General features: G+C 46.9%; 17 protein-coding genes. All 17 read left to right on the top strand.

Going from position 1 to position 19,535, the window contains the following annotated elements:
* Nucleotides 1–26 precede the first annotated feature (26 nt).
* The 17 genes from rimP to KNP88_RS01335 all read left to right on the top strand — a co-directional run bounded on the left by rimP (nt 27) and on the right by KNP88_RS01335 (nt 19,486).
* Entirely contained in the window at nt 27–494 is a 468-nt protein-coding gene (rimP, locus tag KNP88_RS01420) for a ribosome maturation factor RimP (RefSeq protein WP_088837345.1), read from the top strand.
* Nucleotides 495–510: 16 nt separating this feature from the next.
* A complete protein-coding gene (gene nusA, locus KNP88_RS01415) occupies nt 511–1,623 on the top strand; it encodes a transcription termination factor NusA (RefSeq protein WP_029330738.1) in 1,113 nt (370 codons plus the stop codon).
* A gap of 3 nt (nt 1,624–1,626) precedes the next feature.
* Nucleotides 1,627–1,896: an RNase P modulator RnpM gene (gene rnpM / locus KNP88_RS01410; RefSeq protein ID WP_029330736.1), complete on the top strand. Its 270-nt coding sequence runs from the start codon at nt 1,627–1,629 to the stop codon at nt 1,894–1,896.
* Nucleotides 1,889–2,191 carry a YlxQ family RNA-binding protein gene (locus KNP88_RS01405; protein WP_029330734.1) on the top strand — a complete coding sequence of 101 codons (303 nt, stop codon included), beginning with the start codon at nt 1,889–1,891 and terminating at the stop codon, nt 2,189–2,191. The genes rnpM and KNP88_RS01405 overlap by 8 nt, the downstream gene beginning before the upstream one ends.
* A 15-nt stretch (nt 2,192–2,206) precedes the next feature.
* Nucleotides 2,207–4,381, top strand: coding sequence for a translation initiation factor IF-2 (gene infB / locus KNP88_RS01395; protein ID WP_029330732.1), 2,175 nt, complete (start codon nt 2,207–2,209; stop codon nt 4,379–4,381).
* A 35-nt stretch (nt 4,382–4,416) separates the two neighbouring features.
* Nucleotides 4,417–4,758, top strand: a complete 342-nt coding sequence (rbfA, locus tag KNP88_RS01390) for a 30S ribosome-binding factor RbfA (protein WP_029330730.1) — start codon at nt 4,417–4,419, stop codon at nt 4,756–4,758.
* A 56-nt stretch (nt 4,759–4,814) separates the two neighbouring features.
* Nucleotides 4,815–5,723, top strand: coding sequence for a tRNA pseudouridine(55) synthase TruB (truB, locus tag KNP88_RS01385; protein WP_214804429.1), 909 nt, complete (start codon nt 4,815–4,817; stop codon nt 5,721–5,723).
* A gap of 16 nt (nt 5,724–5,739) precedes the next feature.
* A complete protein-coding gene (locus KNP88_RS01380; RefSeq protein WP_159172422.1) occupies nt 5,740–6,669 on the top strand; it encodes a bifunctional riboflavin kinase/FAD synthetase in 930 nt (309 codons plus the stop codon).
* Between the two features lie 123 nt (nt 6,670–6,792).
* Entirely contained in the window at nt 6,793–7,062 is a 270-nt protein-coding gene (gene rpsO / locus KNP88_RS01375; protein ID WP_023468676.1) for a 30S ribosomal protein S15, read from the top strand.
* A gap of 137 nt (nt 7,063–7,199) precedes the next feature.
* Nucleotides 7,200–9,419, top strand: a complete 2,220-nt coding sequence (gene pnp, locus KNP88_RS01370; RefSeq protein ID WP_214892025.1) for a polyribonucleotide nucleotidyltransferase — start codon at nt 7,200–7,202, stop codon at nt 9,417–9,419.
* A gap of 74 nt (nt 9,420–9,493) precedes the next feature.
* Nucleotides 9,494–10,726: a M16 family metallopeptidase gene (locus KNP88_RS01365; protein ID WP_214892023.1), complete on the top strand. Its 1,233-nt coding sequence runs from the start codon at nt 9,494–9,496 to the stop codon at nt 10,724–10,726.
* Nucleotides 10,727–10,786: 60 nt separating this feature from the next.
* Nucleotides 10,787–12,250, top strand: coding sequence for a UDP-N-acetylmuramoyl-L-alanyl-D-glutamate--2,6-diaminopimelate ligase (locus tag KNP88_RS01360; RefSeq protein ID WP_088837340.1), 1,464 nt, complete (start codon nt 10,787–10,789; stop codon nt 12,248–12,250).
* Nucleotides 12,247–13,506 carry a peptidoglycan bridge formation glycyltransferase FemA/FemB family protein gene (locus KNP88_RS01355; protein WP_214892021.1) on the top strand — a complete coding sequence of 420 codons (1,260 nt, stop codon included), beginning with the start codon at nt 12,247–12,249 and terminating at the stop codon, nt 13,504–13,506. Before KNP88_RS01360 ends, KNP88_RS01355 begins: the two co-directional genes overlap by 4 nt.
* Nucleotides 13,506–14,168: a M15 family metallopeptidase gene (locus KNP88_RS01350; protein WP_251135700.1), complete on the top strand. Its 663-nt coding sequence runs from the start codon at nt 13,506–13,508 to the stop codon at nt 14,166–14,168. Before KNP88_RS01355 ends, KNP88_RS01350 begins: the two co-directional genes overlap by 1 nt.
* Nucleotides 14,169–14,321: 153 nt before the next feature.
* On the top strand, nt 14,322–15,986 hold the full coding sequence (locus KNP88_RS01345; RefSeq protein ID WP_214892019.1) for a ribonuclease J: 1,665 nt from the start codon (nt 14,322–14,324) through the stop codon (nt 15,984–15,986).
* 69 nt (nt 15,987–16,055) lie between these two features.
* Nucleotides 16,056–18,224 carry a DNA translocase FtsK gene (locus tag KNP88_RS01340; protein WP_214804431.1) on the top strand — a complete coding sequence of 723 codons (2,169 nt, stop codon included), beginning with the start codon at nt 16,056–16,058 and terminating at the stop codon, nt 18,222–18,224.
* A gap of 245 nt (nt 18,225–18,469) precedes the next feature.
* Nucleotides 18,470–19,486: a BMP family lipoprotein gene (locus KNP88_RS01335; protein WP_214765118.1), complete on the top strand. Its 1,017-nt coding sequence runs from the start codon at nt 18,470–18,472 to the stop codon at nt 19,484–19,486.
* The last annotated feature ends 49 nt before the right edge of the window (nt 19,487–19,535 follow it).

The raw sequence follows: 19,535 nt of genomic DNA, 5'->3' as shown, positions 1-19,535 counted from the left end.
TGTTTGTTTTTTGAAGGAGGATGAAGATGACGAACGTAACTGAGAAGGTCGAGGCGCTCGCAAAACCAATCGTGGAACGAGAGGGGATGGAGCTTGTCGACGTCGAATTCGTCAAAGAGGGGGCGGATTGGTTCCTACGTGTCTCCATCGATAAGGAAGGTGGCGTTGACCTTGAAGATTGTGTCAACATCAACGAACAGTTATCGGAAGCATTGAATAATGATGATCCGATTGACGAACCCTATTATCTAGATGTTGCCAGTCCAGGTGCAGAACGACCACTCAAAAAAGCGGAAGATTTCGAAAAGGCGATTGGTAAACATATCTACGTCAAAACGAATGATCCGGTTAAAGATGCTACCGAATTTGAAGGAACGTTACTTGCGTATAACGACGAAATGCTTGAAATCGAAGTCCGCGTAAAAACACGAAAATTGAAAATTGAAATACCGGTGACCAAGATCGCGATGGCGCGACTTGCGGTACTGTTCTAAGGAAAGGAAGAGAACGATGGGACCACAGTTACTCGAAGCAATCGAGCAAATTGCAAAAGAAAAAGAAATCGATAAGAACATCATCATCGATGCGTTAGAACAAGCATTGATTTCAGCTTACCGCCGGAACTTCGGTAAAGAGTCGGAGGCAGTCAAGGTTGAGTTCGACCAAAAAACAGGAGAGATTCGTGTCTTTGCACTGAAGGAAGTCGTCGAACGGTTGACACAACCGGAAGAGCAACTTTCGCTAGAAGAAGCGCATGAAATCGATCCGACCTATGAACTAGGAGACTTCCATAAAGTTGAAGTCACACCGGGAGATTTCGGACGTGTCGCGGCACAGACGGCAAAACAAATCGTCACACAAAAAATGCGTGAAGCAGAGCGCGAGCGCATCTACAATCACTTTGCGGATCGTGAAGATGAAATCATGACGGGGATGGTCGAACGCCAAGACGCACGTAACCTCTATGTTAATCTCGAGGGAATCGAAGCGGTTCTATCAACACATGAACAAATGCCGAATGAACGGTTCGGTATTCGGGAATACATCAAAGTATATGTGACGAAAGTCGACCCAATGGTGAAAGGGTCTGGCGCATCGATTCTTGTATCACGGACACACCCTGGCTTACTCAAACGCTTGTTTGAGATTGAAGTGCCGGAAATCGCTGATGGCGAAGTCGAAGTGAAATCTGTTGCGCGTGAAGCCGGAGATCGCTCAAAAATCGCGGTCGCGTCAGATGATATCGACCCGGTTGGTGCGTGTGTCGGTCAAAAAGGGGCACGTGTTCAAAACATCGTCAACGAGTTGAATGGTGAAAAAATTGATATCGTTCGCTATTCCGATGATCCGAAAGAATATGTGGCCAATGCCTTGAGTCCTGCTCAAGTCGTCGGCGTGTATGTCAACGAACCGGCGAAGGCGACAATCGTCGTCGTACCTGATTTCCAATTGTCACTCGCAATCGGGAAACGCGGACAAAATGCACGTCTTGCAGCAAAACTGACGGGATGGAAAATTGACATCAAGAGTGAGTCAGAAGCAGAATCGATGGGTCTTCGTGATGTGTTCCTTAAAGATGAAGCAGTTGACGTGGAAGCGGTCCAAGTCGAAGGCGAGGAATAATTCGTGCAAAAGAAGGTACCTTTACGTAAATGCGTCATCACACAAGAAATGAAAACCAAAAAAGAGCTAATTCGCGTCGTTCGAACACCTGACAGTGAGGTTGTCATCGATCTTAATGGTAAGATGAATGGGCGAGGTGCCTATTTAACGAAAGATGTAGCTGTCATTACTAAGGCGAAAAAGAAGCGAACGCTCGATCATCATTTAAAAGTCAAGACGACAGATGAATTATATGATCAATTGCTTGAGATCGCGGGAGGTATACATGAGTAAATGGGAATCGCTACTTGGTCTCGCGAACCGAGCGCGGAAAGTGACGACTGGAGAAGAACTCGTGCTGAAAGAAGTACGGGGAGGACAAGCGAAGCTTGTCCTCTTAGCAGCAGATGCGGGGGCTGCCACGCGTAAAAAGGTTACGGATAAATGTACAAGTTATCATGTCCCATATCTTGAAGTCGGGGATCGTTCGATTCTTGGCCATGCACTAGGGAAAGATGCGCGTGTTGTCGTGTCAGTCAATGAAGCCGGATTTGCGAAAAAGCTAACTGAACTCCTCTCGAACGACTAATTGGAGGTGGATCCTTTGGGTAAACGTGTATACGAATTCGCTAAGGAACAAAACGTAACAAGTAAGCAGGTCATCGCACAGCTTGAAAAGCTTGAGAAACCCGTCAAGAATCATATGGCAGTATTAGATGAACAGACAGTACAGCAACTCGACAAAGTATTTAATCCCGAGAAACATCGGGCTCAAAAAACGGAGGCTCCAAAACAAGTGAAATCAGACAATAAACCGAACAGACCAGGAACTACTACTAATAAACCAGCAGGCAATCAATCACGTAATACAAAAGGCGGACGTCCAGAATTCGGAAACCGCAACAACCGCGGTGGAAAACGTCGTCCGAACCAGAAAAAAGCAGAACCACGCAAGTTAGAAGTCGCTGACCCGAACTCGAAATCAAGTCAACGGAAAGCAGCACGCCGTGCACAAGAAGAAGCGATGGCAAACGTCGTTCAATACGCGGATAACTTGACGGTCGGTGAACTTGCTGAAAAAATGGCGAAAAAACCAAACGAACTCATCATGAAATTGATGGGCATGGGCGTCATGGCGACAATCAACCAAGATCTCGACGATGAGACGGTTGAATTGTTAGCATCAGACTTCGGTTTCGAAGTTGAAAAATCAGTCCAAGTCGACGAAACGGATTTCGATGCGTATGAACTCGACCTTGATAACTACGAACTCTCGGAACGCCCTCCTGTCGTTACGATCATGGGTCACGTTGACCATGGTAAAACAACACTTCTTGACTCGATCCGTAATACGAAAGTAACAGCGGGCGAAGCAGGTGGGATTACGCAGCACATCGGAGCATATCAAGTTGAAATCGATAACAAAAAAATCACATTCCTCGATACACCAGGTCACGCAGCGTTTACAACGATGCGGGCACGTGGTGCAGATGTGACGGATATCGCAATCATCGTCGTTGCAGCAGATGATGGCGTCATGCCACAGACGGAAGAAGCGATTAGTCACGCTAAAGCAGCAGGCGTACCAATCATCGTTGCCGTCAACAAGATGGATAAAGAAGGAGCGAATCCGGACCGCGTCAAGCAAGAATTGACAGAGTTCGAACTCGTTGCGGAAGATTGGGGCGGCGATACGATTTTCGTACCGGTTTCTGCTCTTAAAGGCGAAGGAATCGATGAGTTACTCGAAATGATTCTTCTCGTCTCAGAAGTTCAAGAATACAAATCAACACCAGAAATGCACGGGCGTGGTACGGTCATCGAGGCGAAACTCGATAAAGGTCGTGGACCGGTTGCGACGTTACTCGTCCAGCACGGGACACTTCGCGTTGGAGATCCAGTCGTCGTCGGTCATACGTTCGGTCGTATCCGGGCAATGGTCAACGATATCGGTCGCCGTGTGAAAGAAGTCGGTCCATCAACACCAATCGAAATTACAGGCTTAAACGATGTACCAAAAGCCGGTGATCAATTCTTCGCGTTTGAAGATGAGAAAAAAGCGCGTCAAATCGGTGAAGCACGTTACCAACGTGAAATCGAAGCACAACGTCGCGATTCGGCGAAAGTCAGCCTCGAAGATCTCTTTGATCGTATCAAAGAAGGCGAAGTCAAGGACTTAAACATCATCATCAAAGGAGACGTTCAAGGTTCAGTCGAAGCCCTCGCTGGTTCACTCAAGAAAATTGATGTCGAAGGCGTTAAAATCAACATCGTTCACTCAGGTGTTGGTGCCATCACAGAAGGTGATGTCATCCTCGCTTCAGCAGCGAACGCGATCATCATCGGTTTCAACGTCCGTCCAGACGGCAACGCGAAATCAATGGCAGATCAAGAAAAAGTTGAGATTCGTCTTCACAAAATCATCTACAATGCGATTGAAGAAATCGAACAAGCGATGAAAGGGTTACTTGACCCTGAATTCGTTGAGAAAATCATTGGACAAGCTGAAGTCCGTGACGTCATCAAAGTTTCGAAAGTCGGAACGATTGCTGGTGGTTACGTGACTGAAGGTAAGCTGACACGTGCAGCAGGTGTTCGTGTCGTCCGTGACAGCATCGTTATTTATGAAGGGAAACTTGATACACTACGTCGCTTTAAAGACGACGTCAAAGAAGTCGCAACCGGCTACGAATGTGGAATCAAGATTGAGAAATATGACGACATCAAAGTAGATGACGTTATCGAAGCCTTCATCATGGAAGAAGTAAAACGGAAGTAACAGAACGGAGAATATCCGAACTGGAGGGAATTCACATGAGTGTACGTTCAAATCGTGTTGCAGAACAAGTTCGTAAAGAGATTACGCAAATGCTCATCAAAGACGTCAATGATCCCCGTGTCAAAGCGATTACCGTAACAGGTGTCGAAGTGACGGGTGATTTACAGCAAGCAACGATTTTTTATTCAGTGCTTGGTGATGAGAAAGTACGCGAAGAGGCACGGATCGGTCTTGAAAAATCAAAAGGATTCATGCGTAAAGAAATTGGGTCACGCATCCGGTTACGCAAAACTCCTGAATTGATGTTCGAGATTGATACATCGGTCGAGTATGGATCGCGGATTGATGAGTTGCTCCGGAACTTGAACAAGGATTGACACATGAACAGGGCAACCACAGGCGTGGTTGCCCTTTTTTTAGGAGATGATGAGAGATGGAACCGATTGGTGTACTACCGTTAGACAAACCAGCGGGTATGACGAGTCACGATTGTGTATTTAAATTGCGCCGTTTGTTTCAAACAAAGAAAGTCGGACATACCGGCACGCTTGATCCTGAAGTCACAGGCGTCTTACCGATTTGTTTAGGACGGGCGACAAAACTTGCGCGGTTCATCACGGATGAAGGAAAACGGTATGTAGCGGAAGTGACGCTTGGTTTTTCGACGACGACAGAAGATGCCCATGGGGAAACGGTCGAGACGACTGGCGTGATGCAAGGGGCAGTGACGGAAGCGCAAATCGATTTAGTTCTCGGGCAATTGACTGGGCAAATCGAACAGACCCCGCCGTACTACTCTGCTGTTAAAGTCAATGGAAGAAAGCTATACGAATATGCACGAAAAGGAATCGAAGTCGAACGACCAACGCGCGTCGTTGAGATTCACGAATTAAAACGAACGTCTCCTTTGACGTTCGATCACAACACGTGCCGCTTTCACATGGAGATTGCCTGCGGAAAAGGAACCTATATCCGGACGCTCGCTGTTCAAATCGGAGAGTTGCTCGGTTATGCAGCGCACATGAGTCACTTGCGACGAACGGCGTCGGGTGCGATTGAAGAGGGTGATACGGTCACACTTGCGATGCTCGAAGGCTGTGAGACGGTCGAGGAGCGGATGGCGTACGTTTTACCAATTGAACAAGTCATTCAAAAGTGGCCACGGATGACTGTTGACGCTGAAACGGCAGCTCGGGTTTTAAACGGAGCAAAGCTTGCAAGCATTCCGGATGAATTCGAACTGTTTACTGTCTATAATGAAGAGGACGTACCGTTAGCGATTTATCGCCGAGACCCTGAAATCAATATGGGGCGTGTCGAGGTCATGTTACAAATCGATTAAGATCGGAGAGATAGGGATGGAAATCATTCATTTAACATATCCGGAAAAACCGGTAGCGGAGTCGGGAGTCATTGCACTTGGATTCTTTGATGGGGTTCACCTAGGGCATCAACATGTCTTGCAAACGGCAATCGAGAAAGGCGAGGAGCTCAATCTCCCTGTCACTGTGATGACGTTTGACCCGCACCCGAAGCAGGTCCTCGGAAAAAGTGACGATCAAATCCGTTACATCACCCCGCTTGATCGAAAGCTCGAGAAGATGGCGGACCTCGGAATCGACCGGGCTTACGTGATTGAGTTCACGATTGCGTTTTCCGAGTTATCCCCGCAAGAGTTCGTCGATACGTACTTGATTGCGGCGGGTGCGAAACATATCGTCGCCGGATTTGACTATTCTTACGGACGATTCGGAGCTGGAAAAATGGCAACACTCGATTTCCATAGTCGCGGTCAATTCACACATACGACTGTCGCTGAACAGCAAGCAGATGATGAAAAAGTCAGTTCGACGCGGATTCGAAAGCTGTTAGCGGCTGGTGAAGTCGAAGCGGCAGCCAGTTTACTCGGGGAACCGTATCAAATTAAAGGGACAGTCATTCATGGAGATGCACGAGGAAGACAAATCGGCTTTCCGACTGCTAATATCCGTCCGGAGTTTGCGTATGTCATTCCGAAACTCGGGGTATACGCGACACATGTCCATTTAGAAGATGGACGGACATTCCCCGCGATGACGAACATCGGACGGAGACCGACCTTTTATGAAACAGGAGAAGTCAGTGTGGAAACCCACTTACTTCAGTTTGACGAAGATTTATACGGTCAAGAATTAAAACTGGAGTGGATCGCCTATTTACGTGACGAACGGGCATTCGACGGGATCGAGAGCTTAAAAGCACAACTCGCTCAAGATAAAATCGAAGCGGCACGTCGTTTAAACGTTTGACAGAAGAATAGCGGTTCGTTATGATAAGTCAGTACGATCACGTACAGCCGATTGACTTGGCATCAGGTCTCACCATCCGATGCTCGGCAATACGGTCATTCAAAAGATGGAGGTGGAGTGACAATGGCACTCACTAAAGAACGTAAAAACGAAATTATCGAAGCTTATGCTACGAAACAAGGCGATACTGGTTCGCCGGAAGTACAAGTTGCTGTTTTAACTGAACAGATCACAACTTTGAACGATCACTTACGTACACACAAAAAGGATCACCACTCACGTCGTGGTCTCTTGAAAATGGTCGGTCGTCGCCGTAACTTGCTCACATACCTTCGTAACAAGGATGTTGCTCGTTACCGTTCATTGATCGAGCGTCTTGGTCTTCGTCGCTAATCCGACTAAAAGGACAAGTGGAAGCAGGAGCATTGTCTCCTGTTTCTTTTTTTTGCCGATTCGTGGACATTTGGCGCAAGAACCTACATAATTAGATTTGAATGAAAAAACGGATAGTAGTGAGAGGAGATTTGTGCATGTCACAAACAAAACAGACGTTTTCGACCGAACTCGGTGGACGTACTTTAACAATTGAAATCGGTCAACTGGCCAAACAAGCGAACGGGGCAGCGATGATTCGCTATGGCGAGACAGCCGTCCTCGCAACAGTCGTGGCGTCGAAGCAACCGAAAGACTTGGATTTCTTCCCATTAACAGTGAACTATGAAGAAAAATTATACGCAGCAGGTAAAATTCCAGGAGGTTTTTTAAAACGTGAAGGCCGTCCTGGAGAAAACGCGATTTTAACATCACGATTAATTGACCGTCCGATTCGTCCACTCTTCCCAGAAGGATTCCGTCATGACATTCAAGTCGCGACGACAGTTCTTTCTTCAGATGCGGACAACTCGTCAGAAGTCGCAGCGATGATTGGTGCTTCGATTGCCCTTTCCATCTCGGATATTCCGTTTGACGGTCCAATCGCTGGTGTGACGATTGGTCGCGTTGATGGAGAGTTCATCATCAACCCAACGGCAAGTCAGTCGGAAGCAAGCGACATCGATTTACAAGTCGCAGGGACAAAACATGCCGTCAACATGGTCGAAGCCGGTGCAAAGGAAGTATCGGAAGAAGCGATGCTCGAAGCAATCTTACTCGGACATGACGTCATCAAAGAATTGATTGCGTTCCAAGAGGAAATCGTTGCTGCCGTCGGGAAAGAGAAATTTGCCTACACGGTGTCATCATTTGATGAAGCACTTGTTGCGCGTCTGAAGACGGAAGCATTAGCAGAAGTCACGACAGCGGTTCAAGTCGAAGAAAAACAAGCGCGTGACGTCGCGATCAACGAAGTCATCTCAAAATATATTGATCTTTACGCAGCCGACGAGTCGGTCACGGAAGCACAACTTGCTGAAGTTTCTGGTGTATTGAATAAGTTCGTCAAAGCGGAAGTTCGTCGTCTCATCACAGAAGATAAAGTACGTCCGGATGGTCGTGGACTTGCTGAAATTCGTCCGCTCGACTCAGAAATTGGTCTCTTGCCACGTGCTCATGGTTCTGGACTCTTTACACGTGGTCAAACACAAGTCTTGTCTGTCGCGACGCTTGGTGTCGCTGGAGACGCACAAATCATCGATGGACTTGGTTTGAAAGAAGAAAAACGTTTCATGCACCATTACAACTTCCCGCCGTTCTCAGTCGGGGAAGCGCGTCCAATGCGTGCACCAGGTCGTCGTGAAATTGGTCACGGAGCACTTGGAGAGCGTGCCTTACAGCCTGTCTTGCCATCAGAAACAGATTTCCCGTATACGATTCGTCTCGTCTCGGAAGTGCTTGAATCAAATGGATCTTCTTCACAAGCCTCAATCTGTGGATCAATCCTCGCGATGATGGATGCCGGTGTCCCGCTTAAAGCACCAGTTGCAGGAATCGCGATGGGATTAATTAAAGAAGGCGAAAATTATTCAATCTTAACAGACATTCAAGGTATGGAAGATCACCTCGGCGACATGGACTTTAAAGTCGCAGGAACAAAAGATGGTGTAACTGCTTTACAAATGGATATGAAGATTGGCGGCATCACGCGTCAAATTCTTGAAGAGGCGCTCGAACAAGCACGCCTTGGCCGTTTACACATTCTTGAACACATGAATTCGATCATTGCAGAACCACGTGTCGAGTTGTCGAAATATGCACCGAAAATCGTTACCCTCAAAATCAATCCGGATAAAATCCGTGATGTGATTGGACCCGGCGGTAAAGTCATCAATGCGATCATCGATGAAACAGGCGTCAAGATTGATATCGACCAAGATGGTACGGTCTTTATCGCATCGACAGATCAAGATGGCATTAATCGTGCACGTCAACTCGTCGAGGACATCGTTCGTGAAGTCGTCATCGGTGAAGAGTTTGATGGGACAGTCCGCCGGATTGAGAAATTCGGAGCGTTCGTTGAGTTGTTCAAAGGAAAAGACGCACTCGTCCACATCTCTGAGCTTGCACTTGATCGTGTCGGTCAAACGGAAGATGTCGTCAAACTCGGCGACAAGCTGAAAGTCCGTGTCACAGAAGTTGATGATAAAGGTCGTGTCAACGCCTCACATAAAATCCTTCTCGTTGAAGGAATGAGCGCGGAAGACCGTGCAGCATACGATGAAAAGAAAAAAACAGAGCGTGACAACCGCCCGCCACGTCGGGATACAGGATCTCGCCCACCACGTGACGGACAACGTCCACCACGTCGTAACTAATGAAAACAAGGTGGCTCAACGGTGCGGATGTCGCAACGAGGGCCACCTTGTTTCCGATTCAGGAGGAAACTATTATGGTCGAACGGATACAGCTACAAAACGGAGTACGAATCATCATCGAACGGATGCCGAGCGCGCGGAGCGTAGCAACAGGAATTTTCATCAAGGCCGGCTCACGAACAGAAACGCTTGAGGAACATGGAATCAGTCATTTAATCGAACATATGGTCTTTAAAGGGACAGAACAGTTCTCGGCGAAAGAGATTGCGGTTTACTTCGACCGACTTGGTGGAAATATTAATGCATTCACAAGTAAGGATCAAACGTGTTATTACGTTAAGACATTAGATGAACATGCAGCGACGGCATTTGATGTCCTAGCGGATATGTTCCTCGACTCGACGTTCGACGAAGAAGAACTCGAAAAAGAGAAACGGGTCGTCATCGAAGAAATCAAGATGTACGAAGATACACCAGATGATCTCGTCCATGAACTGCTCGCGATCGCAGCCTATGGCGAGGACGTCATGGCGCGACCAATCCTTGGGACGGAAGAGAGTGTTCTTAGAATCAATCGGCAGATGATTACGGAATACATGAAACAGGCGTATGCACCGGACCAAATCGTCATCTCGATTGCGGGTCACGTATCGGATGCTTTAGTGGAACAAGTGAAGGAGCGGTTCAGTGTCATGACACCGAGTGAAACCTCGCGTCCGATTCAGCTTCCCGAACTAAAAAATGATGTAATCCGTAAGGAAAAGGATACAGAACAGGTCCATCTTTGTTATAATTTCCGTGCAATCGATTCTACGGACGATCGTTTACCGGGACTTGCATTATTGAATAATGCCTTTGGAGCGACGATGTCTAGCCGCTTGTTCCAATCCATTCGTGAAGAACGGGGACTGGCGTACTCTGTCTTTTCGTACTACACGACATTTGACGACCATGGGACGTTCACGATTTACGTCGGTACTTCACACGAAACACTGAAGGAAGTCGAAGATGTCTTAGAAGCAGAAATCAAACTGTTGCTTGCGAATGGTTTGACGGATAAAGAAGTTGAAGATGGCATCGAGCAACTGAAAGGTTCACTCATTCTCGGGAATGAAGGAACATCAAGTCACATGAACCGAAATGCACGAAATGAACTTCATCTGGAAAAACACCCGACGTTAGAAGAAGTCATCGAAGAGGTGGAGCGCATCACTAAAGAAGATATTCAAGGATTGATCACACATATCTTCGAAGAGCCACCAGCAAAAGCGTATATCTTACCGGAAATGGAAGAAGAAACCGTGTGAGAGAAGCTCTCAACTAAAAAATCATACAGAAAACATGTTGTCGAGAAAGAAGGAATACCCTTGAATTTAGCTGAATTAATCGAAGCCATCCAAATTCAAAAAATTGAACGGATGGTAGATGCGGAAGTCGTCTCTTTGACGACAGATTCACGTGACGTGAAGCCTGGGACATTATTTGTCGCGATTAAAGGATATACAGTAGATGGACACGATTACGCTCGACAAGCTGAATCGAGCGGAGCCATTGCAATCATCGCTGAACACGCGCTCGATGTGACGATTCCTGTCATTCTTGTCAGAAGTACGACGCGGGCAATCGCTGAACTTGCAGGGAAATTCTATGATTATCCTTCCGAAAAAATGCGGATGATTGGCATTACAGGAACAAACGGAAAAACGACGACGACGACGATTGTTCGTGACGTCTTGGCGCGCCTAGGGCGTAAGACAGGAATCATCGGGACTGTCGAAGTGAAGATTGGTGACCGTGTCGTTCCAAGTCGGAATACGACGCCACAAAGCTCGGAACTGCAAGCATTTTTCCATCAGATGTACCAAGAGGGCGTTGAAGACGTCATTATGGAGGTATCGTCGCATGGATTAGAGCTAGGACGTGTCACGGGCGCAGATTTTGATGTGGCAGGATTTACGAACTTAACGCATGATCATCTCGATTTCCATAAGACGTTCGAAAACTACGCCCGCGCAAAAGGGTTATTGTTTGCACAACTCGGACAGCGCCTATCGGATGAAAAGGTAGCCGTCTTGAATGCAGACGATGCGACAAGTGAATTGTTTGAGATGATGACGGGTGCGCGCGTGTTAACATATGGCATTGATCAGCCCGCGGATTTGCAGGCACACAACATTACACAGACACTTCAAGAGACGACATTTACGATGGATTATCAAGAAGAGTCGATTGAATTGACGGTCCAATTCATTGGTCGTTTTAACGTCTATAACTTGTTGCTCGCAACAGGTATCTTATTATCACTCGGCTATCGTTTACCTGAGATTTCGAACGCGATCACTCAGATTCAGCCAGCCCAAGGGCGGATGCAACGTTTACCGATCGACGGGTATAATGTCTATGTCGATTACGCCCATACACCAGATGGAATCGAGCAATGTCTGAAGGCCCTCGTCGATGTCCCGAAAGAGAAGATTATTTTCTTGATTGGAACAGGTGGAAATCGGGATGTGACGAAACGTCCGATGATGGGACAATTGGCATCGACCTATGCCGGGACGGTCATCGTCACGACGGATGATCCGCGCTTTGAGTCTTATGAGTCGATCACATCAGGGATTGCGTCAGGGATGCTTCATGACCAATTCGTCGAAATTGGCGATCGAGTCGAAGCCGTTCGATATGCAGCGAGTCTTGCACGTCCCGATAATATCGTCATTCTCGCAGGAAAAGGGCATGAAAAATATCAAATCATTGGTGACGAAAAAACACCACTCGACGAAGAACAAATCGTCAAAGAGATGATACGCCAATTGGAGGAAAAGCAGTGAATTATCAACCACTTGAATTAACGACAGAACGATTTGAAGCGTTTGTTAAAACACATCCAAAAGGGGACTTATTACAGTTACCGGCATGGGGAGACGTCAAACAGGCGACAGGATGGACCCATCAGCGGATTGCTGTTGGAACGCCGGACGGTCAACCAATCGGTGTCGCTTTACTCTTATTTAAGCAAGTGCCGAAACTACCGTTTACGTTATGTTACGCACCGCGCGGATTTGTCGTCGATTATGCAAATAAAGAAGCCGTCACAGCACTGCGTGATCTCGCGATTAAGGTGGCAAAACAACATAAAGCCATCGCCATCAAATTGGATCCGAACATTGATCGTGATGAAGACCCGACACTGCTGACAGAAATGATGACCCTCGGATTTAAGCATAATGGTTTTGGTGGCGGCTTCGATCATGCGCAACCGCGTTTTACGATGGAGACGAGCCTTGAAGGAACGGAGAAAGAAATCTTTGATCGGTTTCATTCAAAGTTTCGCTACAACGTCCGACTGGCTGAACGAAAAGGAATTGTTTGCTATGAAGCGAGTCGTGAAGAACTGAAAACGTTCGCGAAGTTGATGGTCGAAACGGGCGAACGGGACGGGTTCTCGATCCGTGGTCTTGACTACTTCGAAAATCTCTATGATCATTTGCGTCCGAACGGGGATGCGGCACTCTTTTTAACAAAACTTGATGCGGCGAAGGCACTTGAAAGCACGGAAGCATTATTGTTACAAGCTGATCGCGAATTAGCAAAAATCCACCGACAGCTTGAAAAGGAGACGACGGAGAAAAAAATCAAGAGTCTGCACAATCGTCTCGAACAGACGACAGCACAAATCGACAAGGCTGAGAAATCAAAAACTGAGTTGATGGCAATTGCCGCGAAGCATCCGGACGGCGTCATTCTCTCAGGTGGATTATTGACGCTTGCCGGTCGTCGTTCTTACTATTTATATGGTGCGTCGTCAAATGAGTATCGTGAGTTCATGCCGAATCACTTGATGCAGTGGACGATGATGCAGTATGCCAAAGCGCACGGCGCCGTATCGTATGATTTTGGTGGCGTCAGTGGATCGACGGACCCGGATGATCACTATGCAGGGTTATACGCGTTTAAGTCGGGCTGGGGCAGTACGATGATTGAAAAAATCGGAGAATTTGATTACGTTCTCAACAAACCTCTTTATCTTGTGCTTGAAACAGGTCTACCGATTCTGAAGCGATTACGGAAGAAGTTCCGCCGCTAATGAAGAGAGGGACAATCTTTGCCTGGATCTTGTTTTTATTCGCGATGTTCGCGGTCGGGTTGTTTCTTGCCGCTTCAACAAATCGTTTACCGTCTGTTCTACTAGACCAACCAGATTTAGGAATTGACAGCTGTCCCCGGGATGTAGCAGGGGAGAACCGTTTGATTAATGCTAGTCGCGACAACCTCAAACAGCTCCACCCGGCCGTCGAAGCAGGGGCGGAGGATTTGATTCGAATTAGCCACTCTTGCTACGATATCGATATTCGAATCACGCAAGGTTATCGCACTGAAAAACAACAGGATGCCCTCTATGCACAAGGTCGTTCAACGCCTGGTGACATCGTAACAAATGCGCGTGGCGGGGAATCAATGCATAACTACGGTCTAGCGATTGACTTCGTACAAATGATTGATGGCGGGATTTCATATGACATTGACTACGATGGCAATCAATCAGGCAAGAGTGATTGGCGAGAGGTCGCCGATGTTGGTAAAGCCCTTGGATTTGAGTGGGGTGGCGACTGGAAGCGTTTTGTTGATTATCCGCATTTCGAGATGAATTTCAATTATTCTTTAAGTGAATTGAAGTCCGGTGCACGACCGAGTAAGCAAGAAAAGGCCAATCGAACTGAGGAAATCGAGCACTTGCTTGAATCCTGATGAAGCGTCATACCGGACATGTTCTGATTCGGTATGACGTTTTTTTTTAATTTTCCTAGTCCCGTTGTTGGCAGGAAGGCAAAGTTCGGCTAGAATAGTGATAGTGATAAGTGGACGGCTCACGAAAAGTGAATACAAATAGGAGGTCATGTTGTGTCAAAGAAAAAGACGGAAAAAGTAAGCGTCTTTGCTCTTGGTGGGGCTGGTGAAATCGGTAAGAACATGTACGTCGTCGAACTCGACGAGGACATCTTCGTAATCGATGCTGGCTTGATGTTCCCAGGAGATGAGATGCTTGGAATTGACAAAGTCATTCCAGACATAAGTTATCTGAAGGAAAACAAAGAACGGATTCAAGGGATTTTCATCACGCACGGTCACGAAGACCATATCGGCGCACTCAGTTACGTCTTACGTGACTTGAAAGTGCCTGTATACGGGACACGCCTGACACTCGGATTGATTGAAATCAAATTAAAAGAAGCCGGTTTATTGAAGAAGGCAGATCTTCGTCCAATTGATGCCAAGACGAAATTAACCGTTGCAGGACATTTCATTACGTTCTTCCGCGTCAACCACTCGATACCGGATGCGGTCGGGGTTTGTATCCAAACATCACAAGGAGCCATCGTTCATACGGGGGATTTCAAGTTTGACTACACACCAGTCGACGGGAAACAAGCAGATTTCGGTAAGATTGCAGCAATCGGGCAACGGGGCGTTTTATGTCTTCTATCTGATTCAACGAATGCAGAGCGGCCAGGGATGTCCGGTTCAGAGTCGACGGTCGGGTCCGAATTGAACGACGTCATCTATGAAGCACCAGGTCGTGTTATCGTTGCATCGTTCGCATCGAACGTTCACCGCTTGCAACAAGTATTCGCAGCGGCCGAAGCGAATAACCGGAAAGTTGCAGTCGTCGGACGAAGTATGGTCAACATCGTCGAAGTCGCGCAACGTTTGAACTATTTACGGTTCAAGCAAAAAACATTGATTGAGTTATCAGAAATCAATCGCCTTGATGATAACCAAGTCGTCATCTTGACGACCGGTTCACAAGGCGAGCCGATGGCGGCATTAACACGGATGGCACGCAATGCACATAAACAAGTCAACATCCGTCTTAACGATACAGTCGTCGTCGCAGCGTCACCAATTCCAGGGAACGAGAAATCGGTTTCGAAAACAATCGATCTGTTGTTCCGTGCCGGGGCGAACGTCATTTATAACCAACGTAAAGTTCACGTGTCTGGTCACGGTCACGCAGAAGACTTGAAGTTGATGCTCAACTTAATCAAACCGAAGTTCTTTATTCCGATTCACGGAGAATTCCGGATGCAAAAAGCGCATAGTCGTCTCGCACAGACGGTAGGTGTCAATGCAAACAACATCTTCATTATTGAAAATGGTGATGTGATCGAATTTGAAAAACGTAAAGCACGCATGTCACGTAAAGTGAATGCCGGAAATGTGTTGATTGACGGGATTGGTGTAGGAGATGTCGGGAACATCGTCTTACGTGACCGTCGTCTCTTGTCTCAAGATGGTGTCGTTCTCTGCGTCATCACGATTAGTCGGAAGAACAAAACGATCGTGTCAGGCCCAGAAATCATCTCACGTGGATTCGTCTACATGCGTGAGTCAGAAGATATGATCAATGAGGCTAACCGAATCGTCGCGAAACAACTCCAAGGAAAATTAACGGGAGAACTCGATTGGACTGAAATGAAGTCGTTGATCCGAGATAAGCTGAGTTCTTATCTATATGAACAGACAAAACGTCGTCCAATGATTTTGCCGATCATCATGGAGATTTAACAAGAAGAGCGACTCAGATCGACCAATTCCTGGTCAGCTGAGTCGTTTTTTTATCAGGAGGTAGTATAGATGGCGACGACAAAAAAGAAACCTGTTCGCAAACAAACGACGGCACGGAAACGACCGCCGGCTAAAAAACAACGCCCTCCGATTCAATATCGTACATATGTAGGTGTTTTCGCTGTTTTGTTATTACTAGCCTATCTTCTTGCGTTAGGAGAATTTGGACGAGTCGGTGAGAAGTTCGCCGAGTTCGCTTTTGATACGGTCGGTCAATTCGGCTCGTTGCTTTATGGCTTGTCAGGGAGTTTGCTCCTCTTGTTCCTATCGCAACTCGAGCGACAAAAAAAATGGGCGATCAGTTTACTCGCAGCCGGTCTTTTAATTTGGATTGATTTAATATTAGGAGAGCCGAGGGGTACATTAAATGCTTGGCTCTATCAAGGATCGGCCTATTACATTTCGAGTTTTGGTGCCTTCTTGATTGGGTTGTTTTTAATTGGCACAAGCGTGCACCTGCTTCATCCGTTATTCTTCAGTGAACTGGCGCATGGAATGCTCGAGCGGGTGGAAGCGTTTCGAAATCGTGAGCGATCTTTACCTGAACGCAAGGAGCGTCCTGTCAAAGAGGCTAAAAAACAAAAAGAACGTAAACCACTCGAACGGCAAGCAAAACCAACAACAGCTAAACAGGAGACTACTGTGCCGTCACTTCCGGAAAACGAACCAGAAGATGCAGTGGAGAGTATTCAAGACGTCCCGATCATCGGGTTCGCGGACCATGTCGAACCGCAGGCGGCTGAACTACAAGGTCCGTTGACGATGACTGAAACACCGGACGGATACCAATTGCCTTCTCTTGAATTATTGATGGAACCGACATCAAAAGATTTATCAGGTGAGAACAAACGCCTCAAGGACAATGCAACGAAATTGATTGCGACTTTAAAGTCGTTTGGGATTGGGGCAAAGGTCTTAAAAATTCATTTAGGTCCAAGTGTCACGAAGTATGAAATTGAACCGCATCAAGGAATCAAGCTAAGTCGGATTACGGGACTCGCAGATGACCTGGCGCTCGCGCTCGCTGCGAAGGACATTCGAATCGAAGCACCGATTCCGGGAAAGGCAGCGGTCGGGATTGAGGTGCCGAATCGTGAAGTGGCGATGGTCTCACTTCGGGAAGTCCTCGGAGCAGAAAGCGTTCAAGCCGATCCTGATCGATTACTTGTCGCTCTTGGACGGAGTATCTCGGGAGAGACCGTGACGGCGAAGTTAAACAAAATGCCACACGTGTTAGTCGCAGGATCGACGGGATCCGGGAAGTCAGTCTGTATCAATGGGATGATCGTCTCGATATTGATGCGGGCACGACCGGATGAAGTCCGCTTGATGATGATCGATCCGAAAATGGTTGAGTTGAATGTCTACAATGGCATTCCGCATCTTCTCGCACCCGTCGTCACCGACCCGAAAAAAGCGGCGCAAGCCTTAAAACAAGTCGTTTCAGAGATGGAACGGCGGTATGAAATCTTCAGTCAGAACGGCGCCCGCAACATCGAAGGCTACAATGCATTGATTGATAAGATGAATGCGGAAGAGAAAGTCCATCAACGTCTACCTTACATCGTCGTCATTGTCGATGAGCTAGCAGATTTGATGATGGTCGCTTCAAACGAAGTCGAAGATGCCATCATGCGTCTTGCTCAGATGGCACGGGCAGCAGGAATTCATATGGTCATCGCAACACAACGGCCGAGTGTCGATATCATCACGGGTGTCATCAAAGCGAACATACCGTCTCGGATTGCTTTCAGCGTATCGAGTGGAACGGATTCTCGCACCATCCTCGATACGAGCGGGGCAGATAAGCTACTCGGACGAGGAGACATGCTACTACTTGGAAATGGGATGAATAAACCTGTTCGTGTCCAAGGGGCGTTCTTATCAGACGAAGAGGTTGAAAAAGTCGTCAACCATGTCATCAGTCAACAAAAAGCACAGTACGTGGAAGCGATGATTCCAAAAGATGTTCCTGAGGGTGAATCTGACGTCGACGATCCGTTATATGATGAGGTTGTTCAGTTCATCTTGACGCAAGATACAGCCTCGACGTCAATGATACAGCGGAAGTATCGGATTGGTTATAATCGCGCTGCACGACTGATCGATGCATTAGAAGAGAATGGCCTCGTCGGTCCGTCAGAAGGATCGAAACCACGCCGAGTCATCGGACGTTAAGTAATAACAGAGAACCAGCGTTCACATAATGAGCGTTGGTTTTCTTTACGTGTAAGAAAATATTAAAAAAGTCTAAATGAGAACGATTTCAGGAAAATAGTTGTCAGACGTCTGTTGATTTTATACGCATGTTTTGTCATACTCAGTCATATGAGTTGACCTACCTCTCACAGAGGTAAGTGAGCGACTTTTACACAAATAGATAATGAAAGCGCTCACATAAATGGAAGAGGAGATGAATGACAATGAAGAAAAAACAAGTACTTGTATCAGCAATGACGGTAGCAACAGTGGGACTCGCAGCATGTGGAGGTTCAGATGATAGTGCAAAGGGAAACAAGGACGAGTTTTCTGTCGCAATGGTTGCCGATAAAGGCGGAATCGATGATAAATCGTTTAACCAGTCGGCGTGGGAAGGTCTGCAAGCGTATGGAAAAGAAAACGACCTTCAGAAAAATGAGGGTTACTCGTACCTTCAATCAAAATCGCAACAAGATTACCAACCGAACTTATCGCGTCTTGCACGAGCGGGAGAAGATTTGATTTTTGGGATTGGGAATACGTTTAATGAAGATATCAAAACAGTTGCCGATCAGTTTAAAGATACACAGTTTGCAATCATCGATAACGTCGTCGAAGGAGACAACGTGACATCGATTACGTTTAAAGAAAACGAAGGTGCCTACCTTGCGGGAATCGTTGCCGCGATGGAAACGAAAACAGATCACATCGGCTTTGTCGGTGGAATGAAGATGGATGTAATCGAACGCTTCCGGGCAGGCTTTGAGGCTGGGGCAAAATCCGTTAATCCGAACATCAAAGTTGACGTACAGTACGCAGAAGATTTCGCTGCACCTGAAAAAGGACAAGCAATCGCAGCAGGCATGTATGGTAAAGGGGCAGATATCATTTTCCCGGCAGCCGGTGGAACAGGAAACGGCGTCTTCACAGAAGCGAAAAACCGGAAGAAAAATGGAGAAGAAGTTGCTGTCATCGGTGTCGATCGTGACCAACAAGAAGAAGGCATGCCAGAAGATGTCACGTTGACATCTGTCATCAAACGAGTGGACTTAGCGGTCAAAGATACAGCGAATGAAGCGAAAGCTGGAAAACTCACAGGTGGAGAGACGATTCGTTACGGTTTGAAAGAGCAAGGCGTTGACATCATCGAGTCAGAAAAAATCTCGAAAAAGACACTCGACATGCTCGAACAAGCGAAAGAAAAAGTCATTTCAGGTAAAACAGAAGTACCTGAACAATAAGCGTCAAAGGAAGAGCGGGCATTCTTAGGTAGAACGCCCTATTTTCTTC

This window comes from Exiguobacterium sp. H66 (assembly GCF_018618705.1).
In the GTDB taxonomy this organism is placed as follows: Bacteria; Bacillota; Bacilli; order Exiguobacteriales; family Exiguobacteriaceae; genus Exiguobacterium_A; species Exiguobacterium_A oxidotolerans.
Note: the sequence above shows the minus strand (reverse complement) of the source record. Positions and strands in the feature narration are given on the sequence as shown.